The organism is Pyxidicoccus caerfyrddinensis (assembly GCF_010894405.1).
Classification (GTDB): Bacteria; Myxococcota; Myxococcia; order Myxococcales; family Myxococcaceae; genus Myxococcus; species Myxococcus caerfyrddinensis.
In genome coordinates this window covers 352084-367763 of record NZ_JAAIYA010000004.1, presented here as the reverse complement: position 1 = coordinate 367763, position 15680 = coordinate 352084, and the positions used below count along the sequence as shown (strand labels likewise).

The 15680-nt window shown below is 69.3% G+C and carries 12 protein-coding genes; 6 read left to right on the top strand and 6 right to left on the bottom strand.

Annotated elements, in window-relative coordinates; genetic code table 11:
- Window positions 1-233: 233 nt before the first annotated feature.
- Window positions 234-854, bottom strand: a complete 621-nt coding sequence (locus G4D86_RS11915) for a YdeI/OmpD-associated family protein (RefSeq protein WP_240360200.1) — start codon at window positions 852-854, stop codon at window positions 234-236.
- A gap of 78 nt (window positions 855-932) precedes the next feature.
- Here G4D86_RS11915 and G4D86_RS11910 point away from each other — a divergent pair, with 78 nt between their 5' ends.
- Both G4D86_RS11910 and G4D86_RS11905 read left to right on the top strand, forming a co-directional pair.
- On the top strand, window positions 933-1652 hold the full coding sequence (locus G4D86_RS11910) for a helix-turn-helix transcriptional regulator (protein WP_163992813.1): 720 nt from the start codon (window positions 933-935) through the stop codon (window positions 1650-1652).
- A gap of 95 nt (window positions 1653-1747) precedes the next feature.
- On the top strand, window positions 1748-2122 hold the full coding sequence (locus G4D86_RS11905) for a DUF202 domain-containing protein (RefSeq protein WP_163992811.1): 375 nt from the start codon (window positions 1748-1750) through the stop codon (window positions 2120-2122).
- A gap of 187 nt (window positions 2123-2309) precedes the next feature.
- On the opposite strand, the gene G4D86_RS11900 is transcribed toward G4D86_RS11905, so the two are convergent.
- From G4D86_RS11900 to G4D86_RS11885, 4 genes are all read right to left on the bottom strand, one after another.
- The gene (locus G4D86_RS11900) at window positions 2310-3170 is read right to left on the bottom strand and encodes a hypothetical protein (RefSeq protein ID WP_163992809.1); all 861 of its coding nucleotides are present in this window, start codon (window positions 3168-3170) and stop codon (window positions 2310-2312) included.
- Between the two features lie 291 nt (window positions 3171-3461).
- Entirely contained in the window at window positions 3462-4340 is an 879-nt protein-coding gene (locus G4D86_RS11895) for a zinc metalloprotease (protein WP_163992807.1), read from the bottom strand.
- Between the two features lie 110 nt (window positions 4341-4450).
- Window positions 4451-5110: a hypothetical protein gene (locus tag G4D86_RS11890; protein WP_163992806.1), complete on the bottom strand. Its 660-nt coding sequence runs from the start codon at window positions 5108-5110 to the stop codon at window positions 4451-4453.
- An 82-nt stretch (window positions 5111-5192) separates the two neighbouring features.
- Window positions 5193-5777 (bottom strand): hypothetical protein, encoded by a 585-nt coding sequence (locus tag G4D86_RS11885; RefSeq protein WP_163992803.1) that lies wholly within the window; start codon window positions 5775-5777, stop codon window positions 5193-5195.
- Between the two features lie 490 nt (window positions 5778-6267).
- On the opposite strand from G4D86_RS11885, the gene G4D86_RS11880 reads away from it, so the two are divergent.
- A complete protein-coding gene (locus G4D86_RS11880; RefSeq protein WP_240360199.1) occupies window positions 6268-9375 on the top strand; it encodes a serine/threonine-protein kinase in 3108 nt (1035 codons plus the stop codon).
- Between the two features lie 11 nt (window positions 9376-9386).
- Here G4D86_RS11880 and G4D86_RS11875 read toward each other — a convergent pair whose 3' ends face one another.
- Window positions 9387-10637, bottom strand: coding sequence for an ADYC domain-containing protein (locus tag G4D86_RS11875; RefSeq protein WP_163992799.1), 1251 nt, complete (start codon window positions 10635-10637; stop codon window positions 9387-9389).
- Between the two features lie 259 nt (window positions 10638-10896).
- On the opposite strand from G4D86_RS11875, the gene G4D86_RS11870 reads away from it, so the two are divergent.
- The 3 genes from G4D86_RS11870 (at window position 10897) to G4D86_RS11860 (ending at window position 15543) form a co-directional block, all read left to right on the top strand.
- The gene (locus tag G4D86_RS11870) at window positions 10897-12279 is read left to right on the top strand and encodes a sigma 54-interacting transcriptional regulator (RefSeq protein ID WP_163992797.1); all 1383 of its coding nucleotides are present in this window, start codon (window positions 10897-10899) and stop codon (window positions 12277-12279) included.
- A gap of 64 nt (window positions 12280-12343) precedes the next feature.
- A complete protein-coding gene (locus tag G4D86_RS11865; RefSeq protein WP_163992795.1) occupies window positions 12344-14923 on the top strand; it encodes a tetratricopeptide repeat protein in 2580 nt (859 codons plus the stop codon).
- A 251-nt stretch (window positions 14924-15174) separates the two neighbouring features.
- A complete protein-coding gene (locus G4D86_RS11860) occupies window positions 15175-15543 on the top strand; it encodes a spore germination protein GerW family protein (RefSeq protein WP_163992793.1) in 369 nt (122 codons plus the stop codon).
- The last annotated feature ends 137 nt before the right edge of the window (window positions 15544-15680 follow it).

The following is a 15680-nucleotide window of genomic DNA, read 5'->3' as shown; positions in this document are numbered from 1 at the left end:
CGTCCGAAGTGAGTCGTCACGGTGGGCAGCCACAAACCCACGACGCGGAAATGGAAAGGGCCACCCCCGCCGTGCGCGGAGGTGGCCCTGTTTCCGTTCAAGCCGTGAGGGCTACTTCTTCGCCGTCACGCGCCAGGTGTTGCTCTCGGAGCTGCCGCCCCGGCTGACGCGAACATCTGAAAATGGTGAACCCGGCCAGGCTGTCCTCCTGACCGGGTTCGGGGTGCTGCCATTCAAGACGGTTGCCGAGCACGCTGAAGGCCTCGAGGCCCCTTGGACTCGAGCGAGTCGACGATGCGGCGCAGCCGGTTCGCGCGACCTGTCGCGGTGCGCGCCGTCACGACCTCCAGGATGAGCGCGTATCGCCGCGTCTTGCCGAGCGCCTCGAAGGCACGCGCGGCCCGGGGATTCGCGGACAACGCGGCCGTCAGGTCGCTGGGGACCGTGGCGTTTCGCTGCGACTCGTAGGCCGTGGCCCATCGCCCATCGGCCTTGGCGGCCTCGACCTCAGCGAGCCCCGCCGGTCGCATCCTGCCCGCGGCGAGCAACGCCTCGACCTTCCGCACATTCACAAGGGACCAACGGCTGCGCGGCCGGCGCGGCACGTACTTCTGGAGATAGAAGCGCTCGTCGAGTGACTTCCGCTGGCCGGATATCCAGCCGAAGCAGAGCCCCACGTCCACTGCTTCGTCGTCCGTCAGCGAGGCCATGCCCGTCCCCTTCTTGGCGAGCTTCAGCCAGACCCCGGCGCGAGCGCCGCCGTTCTCCTCGAGCCACGCCTCGAACTGCGCAGCGCCGCGAAACGCCTTCACCGGGGCCTCGTCGAGGGTGCTCATTCCGCGCAAGAAGGTCATGGGGTCTCTCGTGCTCTGGCCGCATTTCGTTCGCGACCCGGTGAACATCTCCCCCAAAGGTGACAGAATGGGTCACGTTTGAAGCGCGAACCCGTCATCGACCGCCTGGACCGTGTCCTCGGCCTCCTCGCCTCCCGACCTTCGTGGACGGCTCCGGAGCTGGCGGAGGAGCTGGGCGTCTGCGTGCGAACCATCCGGCGAGACCTGTCCCGGCTCGCGGCACGCGGCGTCCCCATCGAGTCGGACGCAGGGCGAGGCGGCGGCGTGCGCGTGCCGCCACGGACGGGGCTGGGGCGCGTTCAGCTCGACGCCCGGGAAGTCCTCGACCTCATGCTCGCGCTGGCGCTCGCGGAGCAACTGGGCTCCCCCTTGATGCTCTCGACCGTCAAGGGCTTGCGGCAGAAGCTCTCCGCCTCGTTTCCACCGGAGGAGCGCTCCCGGGTGAGCGGGCTGCGCCGGAGGATTCTCGTCGGCCCCAGCTCGAGGAACGTCACCGCGACGTGGAAGGCCCCCAGCGCCGCGGTGCTCCGCCCCATCCAGGACTCGTTCTTCGAGCAACGCGCCCTGGAGCTGACCTACCGCGCGAACGACGTGAGCACGGTGCGCGTCGTGGAGCCGCACTACCTGTTGCTCAGTTGGCCCGCCTGGTTCCTGCTCGTCTGGGACCACCTGCGAGGGGCGGTGCGCATGCTCCGCGTCGACCGCATCGAGTCGGCGCGCCTCACCGGGTCGACGTTCCGCGTGCGGAGCTCGGAGTCGATGCTCGCCACGCTCGGCGACATCTTCTCCGCGCTCTGAGCGGCGGGTCCTCATTTCTGTCGGGAACGTGACTGCCCCTGCGACAGAGGGCCGGGAGGCTCCGGGCCGGTGCTCGTGCAACGCTGGGAGCTCGCATGAGCCACTCCTCTCAACCTCCGCCTGACGAGTCCTCCAGGCTCGCGCTCGACAACACCCACATGGCGGCGACGCGGACCCTGTTCTCGCTGGTGAGGACAGGCGCGGGGATTGCGGGCGGAGGCGCGCTCGTCACCGACCTGCTCATCAAGGGATGGCCACGCTGGGTGGTCCTCACGCTCTCCTCCGCCTTCGTCGTCCTCGGCTACTCGCTGATGTGGTCAGCCTTGAAGACGGGCAGGCGCCTGCGCGCGCAGGTCGAGCACAAGCAGCACGGAGAAGCGTTCCTGTTCCCGCTCCGCAAGGTCACGGTCTGGACGCTGTCGCTCCAGTTCCTGATCGTGACGGTGCTGGTGCTCTATTTCCTCGGCTGACGCCTCGCATGTGCGCGGTCGCCAGGCCCGCGAGCATGCTGCACTTGCTCTCGATGCCCTGGGCGACCTCAAGGCCAAGGATGGTTTCCTCTCGGCCCTCGAAGATCCGGTCTGGGGCGTGAGGTCGCTGGCAGGCTGGGCCCTCGTGGACCTATATCCACGACACGCCCCACACCAGGGCTGCTTGCTAGGAAGAGCCAGACGTCCCGCTCAGTCCAAGGCAGCGGAGTTTCCGCTTCAACGCTTCCACGCCGGCAGCGGTTTCGAGACTCTCTGGCTCGATTTCTACCACGCCAATCCCAGCCGCCGAGATGCGGGCGGACTCGAAGCCGGTCCATTTTGTATCGCCATAGCCCGCGCTCTTCACCACAAGCGCTGCCGCGCTTCCTGCAATCCCGTGCGATAACAGTTCCTCCAGTTCCTCGTCGGAACGGCTCTTTTCGATGCCGCTGGTCAGCCGCCGCGGCGCCGACCAGCGGTCCCACCACGGCCCGAACCCACAATCGGATGTCGCCGCCACGATCCGTCCCATCGTCCGCCGCGCGATGCTCCAGCGGTAACTGATGAACAGCCTTGGCCTGGCCAGAAGCGCCCGCGCGCGCTGCTCAATCGCCGCTGCGGAGCCGTGAGCAATGGTGCGGGTGGTTTGCAACTGCGGCCCGATCACCCGGTCCGGCAACAGCTTCGATATGGAGCCATCCGCGGAGCGAAAATCAAGTGCAACCAGTAGTGTTCTGGCGTCTGCCCAAGGTAGCCAGAAGCTATTCTCTCCAGCAAGGAAGCGGACCGCCTCCCCACCAGAGAGCGTCGATGCGACCCTGACGCAGCCGTCCAAAGACGGCGCCCCAAGACCGAAGCTCGGATGGCTTCCAGCGAGCCAGATCGTATCGCCGGGCCGCACCCGCTTATCGAGATGCCTCTGCTTCGTCACATGGCTCACCGGCTTCAGCGCGCGCTCGGCGAGCCGCTCTGCTCCCCCACGGCGAATCGGCCCCTGGCCATGGCTGCGGGGCACCCAGGCCAGGAAGTGTGCCGGCCCCTCCGTCATGATGCGCCTCTTCCTTGCAACGCCGTCGCTGGTTTGCTCATCGCGGCTACTCTTCTGCTCAACCCGGCAATACGCTGTTGTACCGCCCCGGATTGTGGAGACACCAGAAGGGAGGCGCGTGAGTCGTCCGGGCTCACGCGCCCCTTTCATGGAGCTTGGACTACCTGCTGGTGATGCCGCCAATCCAGCCGCCGAAGTAGCGGTGGTGAGCTCCGCAAAGAACAACGGGCCTCTCACCTGCGTGAGAGGCCCGTCGCTCACTTCCGGGACATGCGTTGTTTCAGGCGGGGATTACTTGCCCGCGCGGTACGTGGTCCACATGCTGTTCATGCGGCTGTGCTGACCGGCGCTGAACGTGTTCATGCAGGAGTCGTAGGTGTAGTCCATGAAGTTGGTGATGGGGTCCACGCCGGCGGTGGTGCAGGTGTCGCGGCCGGCGGGGCAGCCGTAGGCCGCGGAGCCCTCGAACGGCGTGTCATCCACACTGTCACCGGGGCTGGAGCAGCCGCCCTGGAACGTGTGGTACAGGCCCAGCCAGTGGCCGACCTCGTGGGTGCCCGTGTCGCCCTCGTTGTAGTTGGTCGCCGTGCCGCCCGGCAGCGAGCTCGCCAGGATGACCACGCCGTCCATGGCGGGAGAACTGGCGTAGCTCCAGGGGAAGGTCGCCCAGCCGAGCAGCCCCTGGCCCATGTTGTTGGTGTAGAGGTTGAGGTCGTCTGCGCTGCCCTGGTGCAGCGCCTTCTTCATCTTCGTCTCACAACCCGTGGTGGAGCACGTGTACCACTGGTTGTTGTTGGTGTAGTCCACGCCAGCCAGGGTGAAGCTGACGCCGGCCGACTGGTAGGCCTGGTTCAGCACGCTGATCTGGTTGTTGATCTGCGTCGTCGTCACGCCGCCGTTGCCGCTCGCGTCACGGATGACGTGGACATAGACGGGGATGGAGATGGCCGAGGCGTGGACCGTGCCACCCATCGCCTGCACTGCCCGGGCCGCCTCGTAGCGGGCCTCGATCGCCGCCACCTCGTCCTGGGTGAACTCCTGGGCACCGCAGTTGCGGGCATCCACCACCGCGGCCTGCGTGTCCTGCTGCTCCGTCTCGTCCACGGGGCCGCAGCCGGTCATCGCGGCAATCGCACCCAGGGCCACAACCGACTTTCCAGCGATACGCATGTGACTCCGACTCTCAGTATTGAGGGCGGAAAATTCCGCTTATTGTGGACCCCCGCTGTTGCCGTTCGGTCACATTGCCAGAGGAGTGTGCGAGCGCGACGCACTCGGCCTCAGTCGCGCGCACATTCGTCGAAGAGGACGCGCACCTTCAGGGGCGCGGCCGGGTCCTCCGCGTCGTCGAGCACGGCCGTGCGTCCGCAGGGCACGTCGTAGATGTGCTCCACGAAGCGGGGAAACTGGTCCCTCGCAGCGGCGAAGTTGGGGAACTCCAGCGTGGCCATGCAGGAGTGGGTGCGGCAATCCACGCCGAGCAGGTGCCCGCGCCGGTCCGCCGGCAGGGCCGTCAGGAGCGTGCCCATGCTGGTCTCCAGCGACTTGCGCGCCGGGTCCGCCCACGCGGCGTCCATTCGTTCCTGCTGATACGCGTCCACCTTCATCTCGAACATCTCCATGCCGGCCTCGCGGCGCTGCACCCGCTCCTCGGGAGTCGGGGGCATGGGCGGGGGTGGGACGTTGGCGCGGGCCGCCTCCTCGGAGCCGAGCCGCTGGGAGAGCTGCTCCACCTGCTGCTCCAACTGGCGCAGGCGCTTGCCGTCCGCGGAGTCGCCTGACGCGACGGGGGCGGGCAGGGTGGGCGCGGGCACCGGCTCGGAGGTGGGCGCGGAAGTGGTGGCGGGGCCGGGCGACAGGCCGAGGCTCCAGGCGATGCCGGCGACGAGGGTGGTGGTGATGATGGCGGCCAGCCAGGGGCCCTTCAGCAAGTGAGACATGGTTCCTCCAGGGAAAGGGCCCGGAGCGGGGGGCGCGAGGCCCCTCGCTCCGGGTGTCAACGCGAGCGGGTGGGGCGGCGGCCTAGTAGGTCGAGTAGCCGTAGATGGCGCTGTTGCCCAGCGGCCCGTTGTGGGGGATCTGGATCTGGACGTAGGAGTAGTCGCCCTGCCAGGCCTCCTTCAGCTTGTTGACCTGCGCCGCGTCCAGCGCGACCTGGAACGGGCCCGTGAAGGTGACGTCAGTGGCAATCGGGCGGAGCACCTTGGGCGTCGAGCAGGAGGAGCCCGTGCCTTCCCTGAACACGTAGCAGACGGTCGCCTGGGCGTTGTAGTAGTCGCTGGTGCCGTTGTTCCCGTCGTAGCCGGTCACGTAGATGGAAGAGACGGCAGGCCGCCAGCTCACGTTGGACGTGGTGGCGCCAGGGGCTCCGGAGTTGTCGTCGATGATGGGGCAGCGAATGTTGCGCGCGCGGGGGGAGATGCCGCTGCTCTGGTTGGCGATGCCGAGCGACCAGACGTAGTCGCCGACGTAGTCGGTCTCGTAGGTGCAGCCGGCGGCGGGGTAGGCACGGTACGCGCTCGCGGTGCCCGGGAGGATGGCCATCACGACGGGGGCGGCAACGGACAGACCGATGGCGGCGCGCTTCAGCAGCGAGAGAGTGCTCATCTTTTCTTCCTTGGGGTTCGGGTGGACTGCCTGGGATGACGCCCCGTCCGGTGTGCCCGGCGGTGTTCGCCATCTGCGTTGACCTTGAGCAAGGCCCGTGCCCGCGCGCCTGCCCAGGGGGCAGCGGTCTCCATTCGAGATATCGCGCGGACGAATCCTCCTCTGAAAGCGGGCCTCACGCCGGCCACGTCAGCCCCTGTTTCGAGCGCGCTGGACCCCCTGGACTCCACGTGGGTGGCACACCTGGCACATGTGCCATGTGTCATCGCGAGGCATGTCCGGCACCGCGTGGCCGTGTCGCCCGTGACGACACGGCTCTCTGGACCGCGTGGGCGGGCCCCGGGCAGCATGGGGCGAGCAACCCCAGGAGACCGTGCTCCGCATGTCAGCTTCCGACAAGGCAAGACTGGCTCTCGACCCGACGCTTCCGCCGGAAGGCCTCGATTCTTCTCGGCCATCCCCGGTTGGGGAGCATGAGGCGCGGTCCGAGGTGTTCCCGGTCAGCCACTGGGAGCGCTACGAGTTCATCGAGCCGTTGGGCCGCGGCGGCATGGGCGAGGTCTACAAGGCGCGTGACCTGCGCCTGGGCCGCGTCGTCGCGCTCAAGTTCATCCGCGGGGCGCATCCGGACCGGGTCATGCGCCTGCTGCGCGAGGCCCGCGCGCAGGCGCGCATCGACCACCCGAACATCTGCAAGGTCTACGAGGTCGGCGAGGTTGGCGCAAAGGCATACATCGCCATGCAGCTCGTCGGCGGACAGCGGGTCGACCAGGCCGCCATGTCCGTGCCCGAAAAAGTACGGGTGATGAAGGAGGTCACCGAGGCCATCCACGAGGCGCATCGGCTCGGCGTCATCCACCGCGACCTCAAGCCCGCCAACATCCTGGTCTCCAGCGGCGAGGACGGGCGGTGGCTCCCGGTGGTGCTGGACTTCGGCCTGGCGTACGAGGTGGACCAGGGGCACGGCCTCACCGAGACGGGCGCGGTGATGGGGACGCCCGCGTACATGGCGCCGGAGCAGGCCCGTGGCGACGTGCGGAGCATCGACCGCCGCACGGATGTGTACGGCCTGGGCGCCACGCTCTACGAATTGCTGGCCGGCGTGCCGCCGTTCATCGACTCGACGCTCATGGGCACGCTGGCGAAGGTGCTCCACGAAGAGCCGCCGCCTCCACGCACGCTCGTGCCCCAGCTCGCGAGCGACCTGGAGACCATCGTCCTCAAGTGCCTGAGCAAGGAGCCGGACCTGCGCTACCCGTCCGCGCGGGCACTGGCCGAGGACCTGGGACGCTATCTCGACGGCGAGCCCATCCTCGGGCAGCGCCCGGGGCTGCTGTATCGGCTGAAGCGGGGGGCGCGCAGGCACCGGGCCCTGGTGGCCATCTCGGCGCTGTCGCTGGTGAGCATCCTCGTCCTCTCCGCCCTCGGCGTGCGCTCCTGGCTGGACGCACGGCACACGCGGGAGCAGTCCGCGGGCCGCGCGCTGCTGGCGGAGCAACTGGGTCAGCAGGTCAAGGAGCTGGAGTATTTCCTCCGTGTGGCCCATGGGTTGCCGTTGCACGACACGACCCGTGAGCAGCAGCACGTCCGCGCGCTCATGGAGCGGATGGCGGCGCGGGAGCACGCGCTCGGGGAGGCCGGCGAGGGGCTCGTGCAGTACGCCCTGGGACGTGGCCACCTCGCGATGCTCGACTTCGAGAAGGCGCACGAGGCGCTGACGAAGGCGTGGGGGCTGGGTATCGACACGCGCGAGCTGCACCTGGCTCGGGGCCGCGTGTTGGGCGAGCTGTACCACCGGGCCATGGAGGACGCGCGGCGCAGCGGTGGCGCGGAGTGGCTGGCCGGTCGGCAGCGGGAGCTGGAGAAGCAGTACCTGGAGCCGGCGCTCCAGTCACTCGAGCGCAGCCGGGGGCTCGCGCTGGAGTCACCTCGCTACCTCGAAGGGCTCATCGCCTTCTACCGCAGGGACTACGACGCGGCGGCACGGGCGGCGGCGGAGGCCACCGCTGAAGCTCCGTGGGAGTACGAGGCGCTGAAGCTCGCCGGGGACGTTGAATACACGCGGGCAATGGAGCTGCTGGAGCGAGGCGAGTACGACGCGGCGCGCTCGCGACTCCAGGCGGCGGTGGGCCAGTACGAACAGGCGGCCGAGTCCGGGAGAAGTGACGCGCGGATCCAGGAGGCGCTCGCGGAAGCGTGGCTGCAACAGTCGGAGCTGGACCAGCGGCAGGGAAGGCCTCCCCAGGAGGCCCTGCGGCGCGCGCTGGAGGCCGGGGGCAGGGCGCTGAAAGCGGCCCCGCTGCGCGCATCCGGTTACACCCGGCAGGCCCAGGTCCTGTTGAAGCGCTACCACCTGAACCGGTTCCAGGGCGGCAGCGAGGACCCGGCGCCCATCCTCGCCGAGTGGCTCGCCACGGCGACTCGCGCGGTGGAGCTGGATTCAAGCGACGTGTATGCCTACGACTCGCTGGGCAATGGCCTCTTCCTGCGTGGCTTCCAGGAGGCCAGGGTCGGGAGGGATCCGGGGCCGGCCTGGGAGGAGGCCATCTCCGCGCTGAAGAAGGCGCTCGCGCTCCAGCCTCGCTATCCCTGGGGGCTCAATGACCTGGCGCTGGTCTATCGCTGGAAGGGCAACCATCAGCGCGAGCACGGCCAGGACCCGCGCGGCGCCTTCGCGGAAGCGGAGCGCTATTTCCGTCAGGCGATACAGGTGGACCCTCGCTACCTCTACGCCTTCCAGAACCTGGGCGACCTGTACGACGACATGGCGGCTCACGCGCTGGCGCACGGACAGGACCCGGAGGCCGAAATCCAGAAGGCACTCCAGGTGGGCCAGCAGGCCCTCTCCATCGACGGGCGCTTCTACCTGGTGCTGAACCAGGTGGCTGCCGCGGAGCTGACGCGAGCGCAGTACCTTCTCGACAGTGGGGGAGAGCCGCGCCCCGCGCTGGAGCGCGCGTTCCAGCACCTGGAGCGCTCCCTGGGTATCAACGCCACGTTCGGGAGGACGTACTTCCACCGCGCCAGGGGCCACCTCGTGGCGGCGGCCCACGCCCTGGGCGGGGAGCGCAATCCCGATGGTGACCTCCAGGCCGGGCGGAGGGCGCTGGTGGAGGCGTACCGCAACGACGCGGGCTGCGTGGACTGCCGCGTGGTGAGCGCGCGGCTGAGCATGGTGGAGGCGGCGTGGGCGAAGCAGCGGGGACGGCCGGGAGTGCCACTGCTGCTGCAGGCGCTCGCAGAGGCCCGGCAGGCCGTGGAGCTGTATCCGTACTACGAGGCCCACCAGGAGCTGGCGCGCGTCTACTGGCGCCTGGCGGAGGAGCAGCCCGCCAGCGCCGCGCTCGAGTCCATAGCGCGAGGCGAGGAACAGGTGGGCCTGGCGCTGAAGCTCGACCCGGCGCTGGCGCAGGCCCACGCCATTCGTGGAGGACTCCTGCTGACGCGGGCCCGGCTGGAGCGTCAGGCGGCAACACGCCTCCAGACACTTCGCCAGGCCCGCGCCGCGCTCATCCGGGCCCTCGAGCTCAATGCACTGCTGCGAAGGGAGTACGAGGAGCCCCTGCGCGAGGTGGAGCGGCGGCTCTCAACGCCCTGACCGCGGTTGTTTCAGGGGAGGGACTGCGGGCTGGTGGCGAGCCTCCCGAACCCGTTCTGTTCCCACCGGGTCTCCGGGCACGAGGGCAGCGTTCCGGAGTCCGGGAGGAGCTCACGGTGACGAGCATTGCCTCTGTTGAGGCACTCCGCGCCTCGGGGGCTCCAGAGCGCTTCGAGGTGGTCCATCTGCTCGGAGTTGATGCCGAACGGGTCCCGCTTGAAGATCTCGGTTCCGGAGACCGTGTAGCTGTTGAAGTCGCCGAACTGGACGAAGTAGGCCGCGCGCTTGGCGTGCAGGCACGAGCGGAAGAGGTAGTCGCTCCACTTCGGGTCCCCCGTCCGGGAACTCCACGGCGTGTAGCCCCAGGCCAGACAGGTGCTGATGGCTCCCGTTTCGCAGCTCAGGGTGGTGACGCCGGGTTCATCCGTCACTCGAGCCGTCAGGCCATCCACCTTCTTTCCCCCCAGGAAGGAGATCCGGTTCCCCGCGGCGGCATCCTCGCAGTGAGGAATCCAATCGGACAGCGTGCTGCTCAGCTTGTACCGGTAGGAGAGGCGATACCGCTGAATCTCCTCCGGCCCCCCGTTGCCCGGCACGGCGTTGAGCTTCATCTCGTACATGTAGACGTCATCGATGACGCTGAGCTGGAACGAGAGCCTCACCTGCTCCAACCCGGCACCGGTGACCTCATGCACCTGACCTGCCGTTTCGTAGGTGATGACGAGCCGGCTCTGGTCACTCCGGATGCTCTTCAGCGTGACGGGCTGACGGGCGCCGGAGGCGGGCTCGAGCCAGGCCTGAACCGCGGTATCGCGGATGTAATTGGGGTTGGTCCAATCCCGCACCTGGAGTCGAACCCCGGTGGGGGTGTTGAAGAAGAGCTCGGGGCAGAACGAGTAGGGGAAGGAGGGCGAGGCGGCGTGCTCGTCCCTGAAGCAGTAGCTCCGCACCTCGGTGTTGGAGACGTAGATTCCCCTGCCATTCTGGCTGCCGGGACCACAGGAGCCCGTCGGGCAGGCGGCGAAGCTCGTCGGGACCTCGGGTGGCGGCCACGGGACCTTGCACTTCCCATCGCCGCACCCGGTGGTGGACAGCGGCTTGTCAGCAGGGGGCGTGACGGTGCCGGCGTCGGCCGGCGCCTCCTTGTCGGGGACGGGCTGAGGCGGCGGCAGGTGAGAGCCGCACGTCTTGCATCCGCTGACCCACAGCAACACCGCCATCAGTCCGAGCCACGAAGGCCGTATGTTCTTCACCTGCTTCATCTCGAGTCCCCCTTGCTGCGATGTGTGCGGGCGGGTTCGTCCCAGCCCCTGGATGGAAACGACTGGCTTCGCGTGCACGAAGCGCTCGCGGCCCAAGCAAGGCATGTGCCTGCTTCGCTGACACGGACTCTGGCGCGATGGAGCGCGGGCTCGTCAACCATCTCGAGCACTTCTCCACGCGTCCCGGGCGGAGCCTCACTGCGTGGCACACTCGCTGGCACCTGCGTCGTGTGCCAGGAGCCGCGTAGGATGTAGGCCCATGGAGAAGGACCCATCGACCCTGCAGCCGAGCGGAGCCAGCGGAGGCGCGAGCGGCTCCGGTGAGGAGAAGGTGCCGGGCCTCCTGCGCCTGTTCAGCGGGGACGCGGCGATGGCGGAGGTGTTGCCGCTGCGGGACGGGGCCCTGGAGCTGGGGCGGGGTGCCGCCGCGCTGGGGGAGGTCCAGGACCCACGCATGTCCCGGCGTCACGCCCGCGTCCACTTCGATGGGCGGCGCTTCTGGGTGACGGACCTCGGCAGTCAGAACGGCACGTTCGTGGAGGGGAAGCAGGTGCCCGCCGGAGCGCCGCACGAAGCCCAGCGGGTCCTCCGCATGGGGGACTCGCTGTTCGTCCCCTGCGCGGACGTGGGTCCCCTGGCGCGGCACGGCGTGGTGCTCCAGGACGGCTTCGTGCGCGGCCACGCCATGCAACGGTTGCTGGCGGAGGTGGCGCGGCTGGCGCAGGTCGGGTCCACGCTGCACATCCACGGGGAGAGCGGTGCGGGCAAGGAGGGCGTGGCGCGTGCCTTCCATCAGAGCGGACCCCGGAGCGCGGGGCCCTTCGTGGCGGTCAACTGCGCGGCGATTCCCCAGAGCCTCGCCGAGCGGCTGCTGTTCGGCGCCAGGCGCGGCGCGTACTCCGGGGCCGATGCGGATGCCCAGGGCTACCTCCAGGCCGCGGACGGCGGCACGCTGTTCCTGGATGAAGTGGTGGAGCTGGACCTGTCTGTCCAGGCGAAGCTGTTGCGAGTGCTGGAAAGCCGGGAGGTCCTCTCGCTGGGCGCCTCGAAGCCGAAGCCGGTGGACCTTCACGTCTGCTCCGCGAGCAACAAGGACCTGCGCGCGCGGGTGGCGGGCGGGCACCTCCGGGAGGACCTCTACTTCCGCCTGGGCAGGCCAGAGGTGATGCTGCCGCCGCTGCGTCAGCGCCCCGAGGAGATTCCCCTGTTGCTCCAGCAGGAGGTGCGGCAGGTGGCGCCCGGATTGGGACTGCACGTGTCGCTGGTGGAGGAGTGCCTGCTGCGGCCCTGGCCAGGGAATGTCCGGGAGCTGCGGGTCGAGGTGCGCAGTGCCGTCCAGGCAGCGCTCCTGGGCGGCGAGCCGCGCGTGAAGGCCCTCCACCTGAGCCCGAGCGCCGGCACTGCGTTCGGGCCCGCGATGTCGACTCCGGTGCCGATGGAGACGGGAAGCGTCAGGCGAGAAGTGCCCTCGCGGGCTCCACCCTTGGAGGCCGAGGAGCAGGCGCGCATCGAGGAGGCGCTACGCCAGCAGGGTGGCAACGTGGCCGCCGCGGCGCGGGCGCTCGGCATGCATCGCACACAGCTCCGGCGGTTGCTCGCGCGCCATGGCATCGTCGCGGCTCCCGGGAGCGAGGGCGACTGAAGCCCCGGCTGTGAGACCGGGAGGCGCACTGGCATTCAGGTCCGGCTTGGGTCAACCATTCCGGATGCCTGGCCACCTCCCGGTCTTCATCTCCTACGCACGTGAGACGTCCCGAGCCGACGCGGAGGCGCTCCAGCGGGCGCTGGGCCCGGACCTCGCGTTCCTCGACTCGACGGGTGTGCAGCATGGGCAGCGCTTCCCCACCGTTCTGGTGGAGGCCTTGCTGGGCTCGCGCATGGTGGTGGCCTTCCTCGACGAGGCGTACCTCACACGCTGGTACTGCCTGTGGGAGCTGCGAGCGGCCCTGAGTCCCTTTCTCGGACTTCCGGCCGAGGCCTCCGAGAAGGATAGGGCGCAGGCGCTCTCGTGCCTCGTCCTCGCGCTGCCTTCCGAAGGAAGGCCGGCGGCTCCGCTGGAGCGGCTTCCGCCACGGCTCAGGACGCTCCACTGGCCCAGGGCGGACCAGACGGAAGCGCTGGCGCGGCAGGTCCGTGCCCGCCTCGCGGAAGGGGGGCCCTCGCTGGGGGAGCGACTGGAGCAACAGGGACGCCTCGATGCGACGCGCGACCGCCTGCTCCAGGAGTCCGCGCTTCCAGCGCCTCAAAACCTGGCGGGCCTGGCGCTGCACCCGCTGGAGCTCCCGCCGTCCCTCGGGGCGTCCTTCGTCGGACGGGCGGATGACCTGTGGAGCATCGACTTCGCGCTCACCACCCTGTCCGCGGGAGGAGGCGCGGGCGCGGCGCTCTCCGGGGCGCTGGAGGCGGCCGGGGGCTTCGGGAAGACCCGGCTTGCCCTGGAGTACCTCCACCGCCTGGGACCGGCGCGCTTTCCAGGTGGGCTCTTCTGGGTGGATGCGGAGGCCGGCGAGGTGGAGCTGGAGGCGCGATTCCACGGCATCTTGAGCACCCTGGAGCCGGGGGTGCCGTCGCTGAAGGAGTTCCGTGAGCAGCAGCGGGATGCCGCTGGCGAACTGGCCCGGGCCCTCCATGCGCGCTGCGCGAAGGCACCGGTCCTCTACGTGGTGGACAACGTGCCGGAGACCGCGCCGGGGCAGCGCCCCCGGCCGCTGAAGACGTGGTGCCCGGCGCTCGGCAAGGTCGCGCTGCTCGCCACCTCCCGGGCCCGGCTCTCCGTGGGAGGGGAGGGGCTTCAAGCGCTGCCGGTAGCCACGCTCGGGCCAGAGGCGGCCGTGGTGCTGCTGACGGAGGAGGTGGAGCGCTCCGGGCTCGAGGCGACGGACTGGAGGCTCATCGCGGAGTGGGTCGGGCATCTTCCCCTGGCGCTGGAGCTGCTGAACCGCGCGATGCGGGCCGGGGCCATCACCCCGGCGAAGCTGCTGGAGCAGGCCCGGCACGTGGGACCGGTGCGAGAGCTGGACCGGCAGCTGGAGGCCTTGCGACCGCACCTCCCCGATGGGCAGCTGCGGGGCGTGACGGAGGCGCTCTCCATCTCCTACGAACGCCTGACGCCCGAGGCACAGCGGGCTGCGGTGGTCCTGGCCCAGCTTGCACCCGTACCGATTCCCGAGGTGCTGCTCGAGCACATGGCGCCCTTGTTCACCCCGGAGGTCAGAGTCCAGCTCAAGCTGCGCTCCTTCGTGAGCGGCGCGACCGCTGGGCGGGTGCCCACGTTCGGGGCGATGCACCGCGTCCTCGCGGACTTTCTGCGCGGTCGCGCGGAGAGTCCCGAGCTGGCCCTCAGGGCAGTGGCGGAGGCGCTCCTGTCGGCCATGGAGCCACGTGCCCTCGATGACCCGAACGCCTGGCCCTGGTTGGACGCCTGTGCGCCGCATGCGAAGTGGGTCTTCGACCGCACCCTGGCATCGGGCTTCAGACAGGATCTGGGGCTGCCCCTGGGGTACAGGTTGGGGCAGTTCCGTGCGAACCGGGGGCTGGTGGGGCCCGCGGTGGACCTGCTCCACCGCGTGGTGGAGCAGGCCCGGGTTTCCCTGGGAGCGGAGCACCGGTTGACGCTGTTGTGTCAGAACTCCCTGGGAGATGTGCTGAGGCAGGGTGGAAAGCTCGAGGAGGCGCGGAAGCTCCTGGAGGAAACGCTGGAGGCCCAGCTTCGACTGTACGGAGCCGAGGACTCCGAGACGCTGCGCATGATCAACAACCTGTCCATCACCCTCGCGGACCTGGGTGATGCGCGGGCCGCCAGGCCGCTGGTGGAGCAGGTCGTCGAGTCGCGGCGGCTGCTCCGGGGGGAGGAGCACGAAGAGACCCTGATGGCGAAGTACAACCTGGCCACCATCCTCTGGGACCTCGACGACGTGCAGGGCTCCAGGTCGCTGCACGAGGAGGTCCTGGGCGGCCGCCGCAAGGTGCTGGGAGATGCGCATCAGGACACGATGCTGTCGAGGGCAGCGCTCTCGACGACGCTCCGCCGCATGGGGGACCTCGACGGAGCGCGGGTCATGCAGGAGGCTCTGCTGGCGGACCAGCGCCGCCTCCTGGGCGAGGCGCATCCCGACACGATGAACACGATGCAGAACCTCGGGGTGACCCTCATCCGCCAGAAAGACTTCGAGGCCGCGCGTGGAGTCTGGAGCCGGCTCGTCGAGCTTGCCACCCAGGTGTTGGGCGAGGACCACCCCACGACCCTCGATGCCCAGGACCATCTGCGCTCGCTGCGAGAGCAATAGGGCCGCTGGTTGCGCATGGCCTCGCGGAGGACGGGAGGCGCTCGACGGGCCAGGAGCCGGAGGCGCGAATGCGCGCCATGCAAGGAAAGGCACCAGGCGTCCCATGGTCCCTCCGCCCGGAGGCCCTGCCACGGAGAGAGCTCCGGGCCGTCGGGTCGCCCCACGGCCCGGCAACACGCTCTGCCGGTCATCATGCCGCACCGTGTCCACTTCTCGCCGTGAGGACACTGACATCCACTTTGGGGGAAGCCATGGACGTCAACGAGGTCATCGACCGGGCCCGCGACAGCATCACCGTGAAGCGCGTCTACGGAGAAGCCATCCAGCAGGAGGGAGTCACCATGATTCCCGCGGCCCTGGTGGTCGGCGGAGGGGGAGGCGGAGGTGGCGAGGGGCTGGCTCCCCAGCAGGCCGGAGCGGAGGGCGAGGCCCAGAAGGCAAGCGGCTCGGGCGGTGGCTTCGGCCTGAAGGCCAGGCCCGCGGGCGCCTTCGTCATCCGCGAGGGTAACGTCACCTGGGTCCCCGCCGTGGACGTCAACCGCATCGTGCGGGGAGCGCAATGGCTCGTGGGCACGGCGCTCGTCCTCTTCGGCATCAACCGCATTCTGAGAGCACGCTGAGAACCAGGCCCCAGGGCACGCCGACCGGCGGTCGCCGAGTCCCTGCCTGAGAGGCGCTGTACGTCCAGCTGAAGGACGCCGAGGGCGGTCGCGCCAGAAACCACGGACGACACGCAGGAGACCATCGACACCGGCGC

Coding starts and splice junctions, on each gene's coding strand:
- G4D86_RS11915 (WP_240360200.1), bottom strand. CDS start 854: ATGACCTTCTTGCGCGGAATGAGCACCCTCGACGAGGCCCCGGTGAAG.
- G4D86_RS11905 (WP_163992811.1), top strand. CDS start 1,748: ATGAGCCACTCCTCTCAACCTCCGCCTGACGAGTCCTCCAGGCTCGCG.
- G4D86_RS11900 (WP_163992809.1), bottom strand. CDS start 3,170: ATGACGGAGGGGCCGGCACACTTCCTGGCCTGGGTGCCCCGCAGCCAT.
- G4D86_RS11895 (WP_163992807.1), bottom strand. CDS start 4,340: ATGCGTATCGCTGGAAAGTCGGTTGTGGCCCTGGGTGCGATTGCCGCG.
- G4D86_RS11890 (WP_163992806.1), bottom strand. CDS start 5,110: ATGTCTCACTTGCTGAAGGGCCCCTGGCTGGCCGCCATCATCACCACC.
- G4D86_RS11885 (WP_163992803.1), bottom strand. CDS start 5,777: ATGAGCACTCTCTCGCTGCTGAAGCGCGCCGCCATCGGTCTGTCCGTT.
- G4D86_RS11875 (WP_163992799.1), bottom strand. CDS start 10,637: ATGAAGCAGGTGAAGAACATACGGCCTTCGTGGCTCGGACTGATGGCG.
- G4D86_RS11870 (WP_163992797.1), top strand. CDS start 10,897: ATGGAGAAGGACCCATCGACCCTGCAGCCGAGCGGAGCCAGCGGAGGC.
- G4D86_RS11865 (WP_163992795.1), top strand. CDS start 12,344: ATGCCTGGCCACCTCCCGGTCTTCATCTCCTACGCACGTGAGACGTCC.
- G4D86_RS11860 (WP_163992793.1), top strand. CDS start 15,175: ATGGACGTCAACGAGGTCATCGACCGGGCCCGCGACAGCATCACCGTG.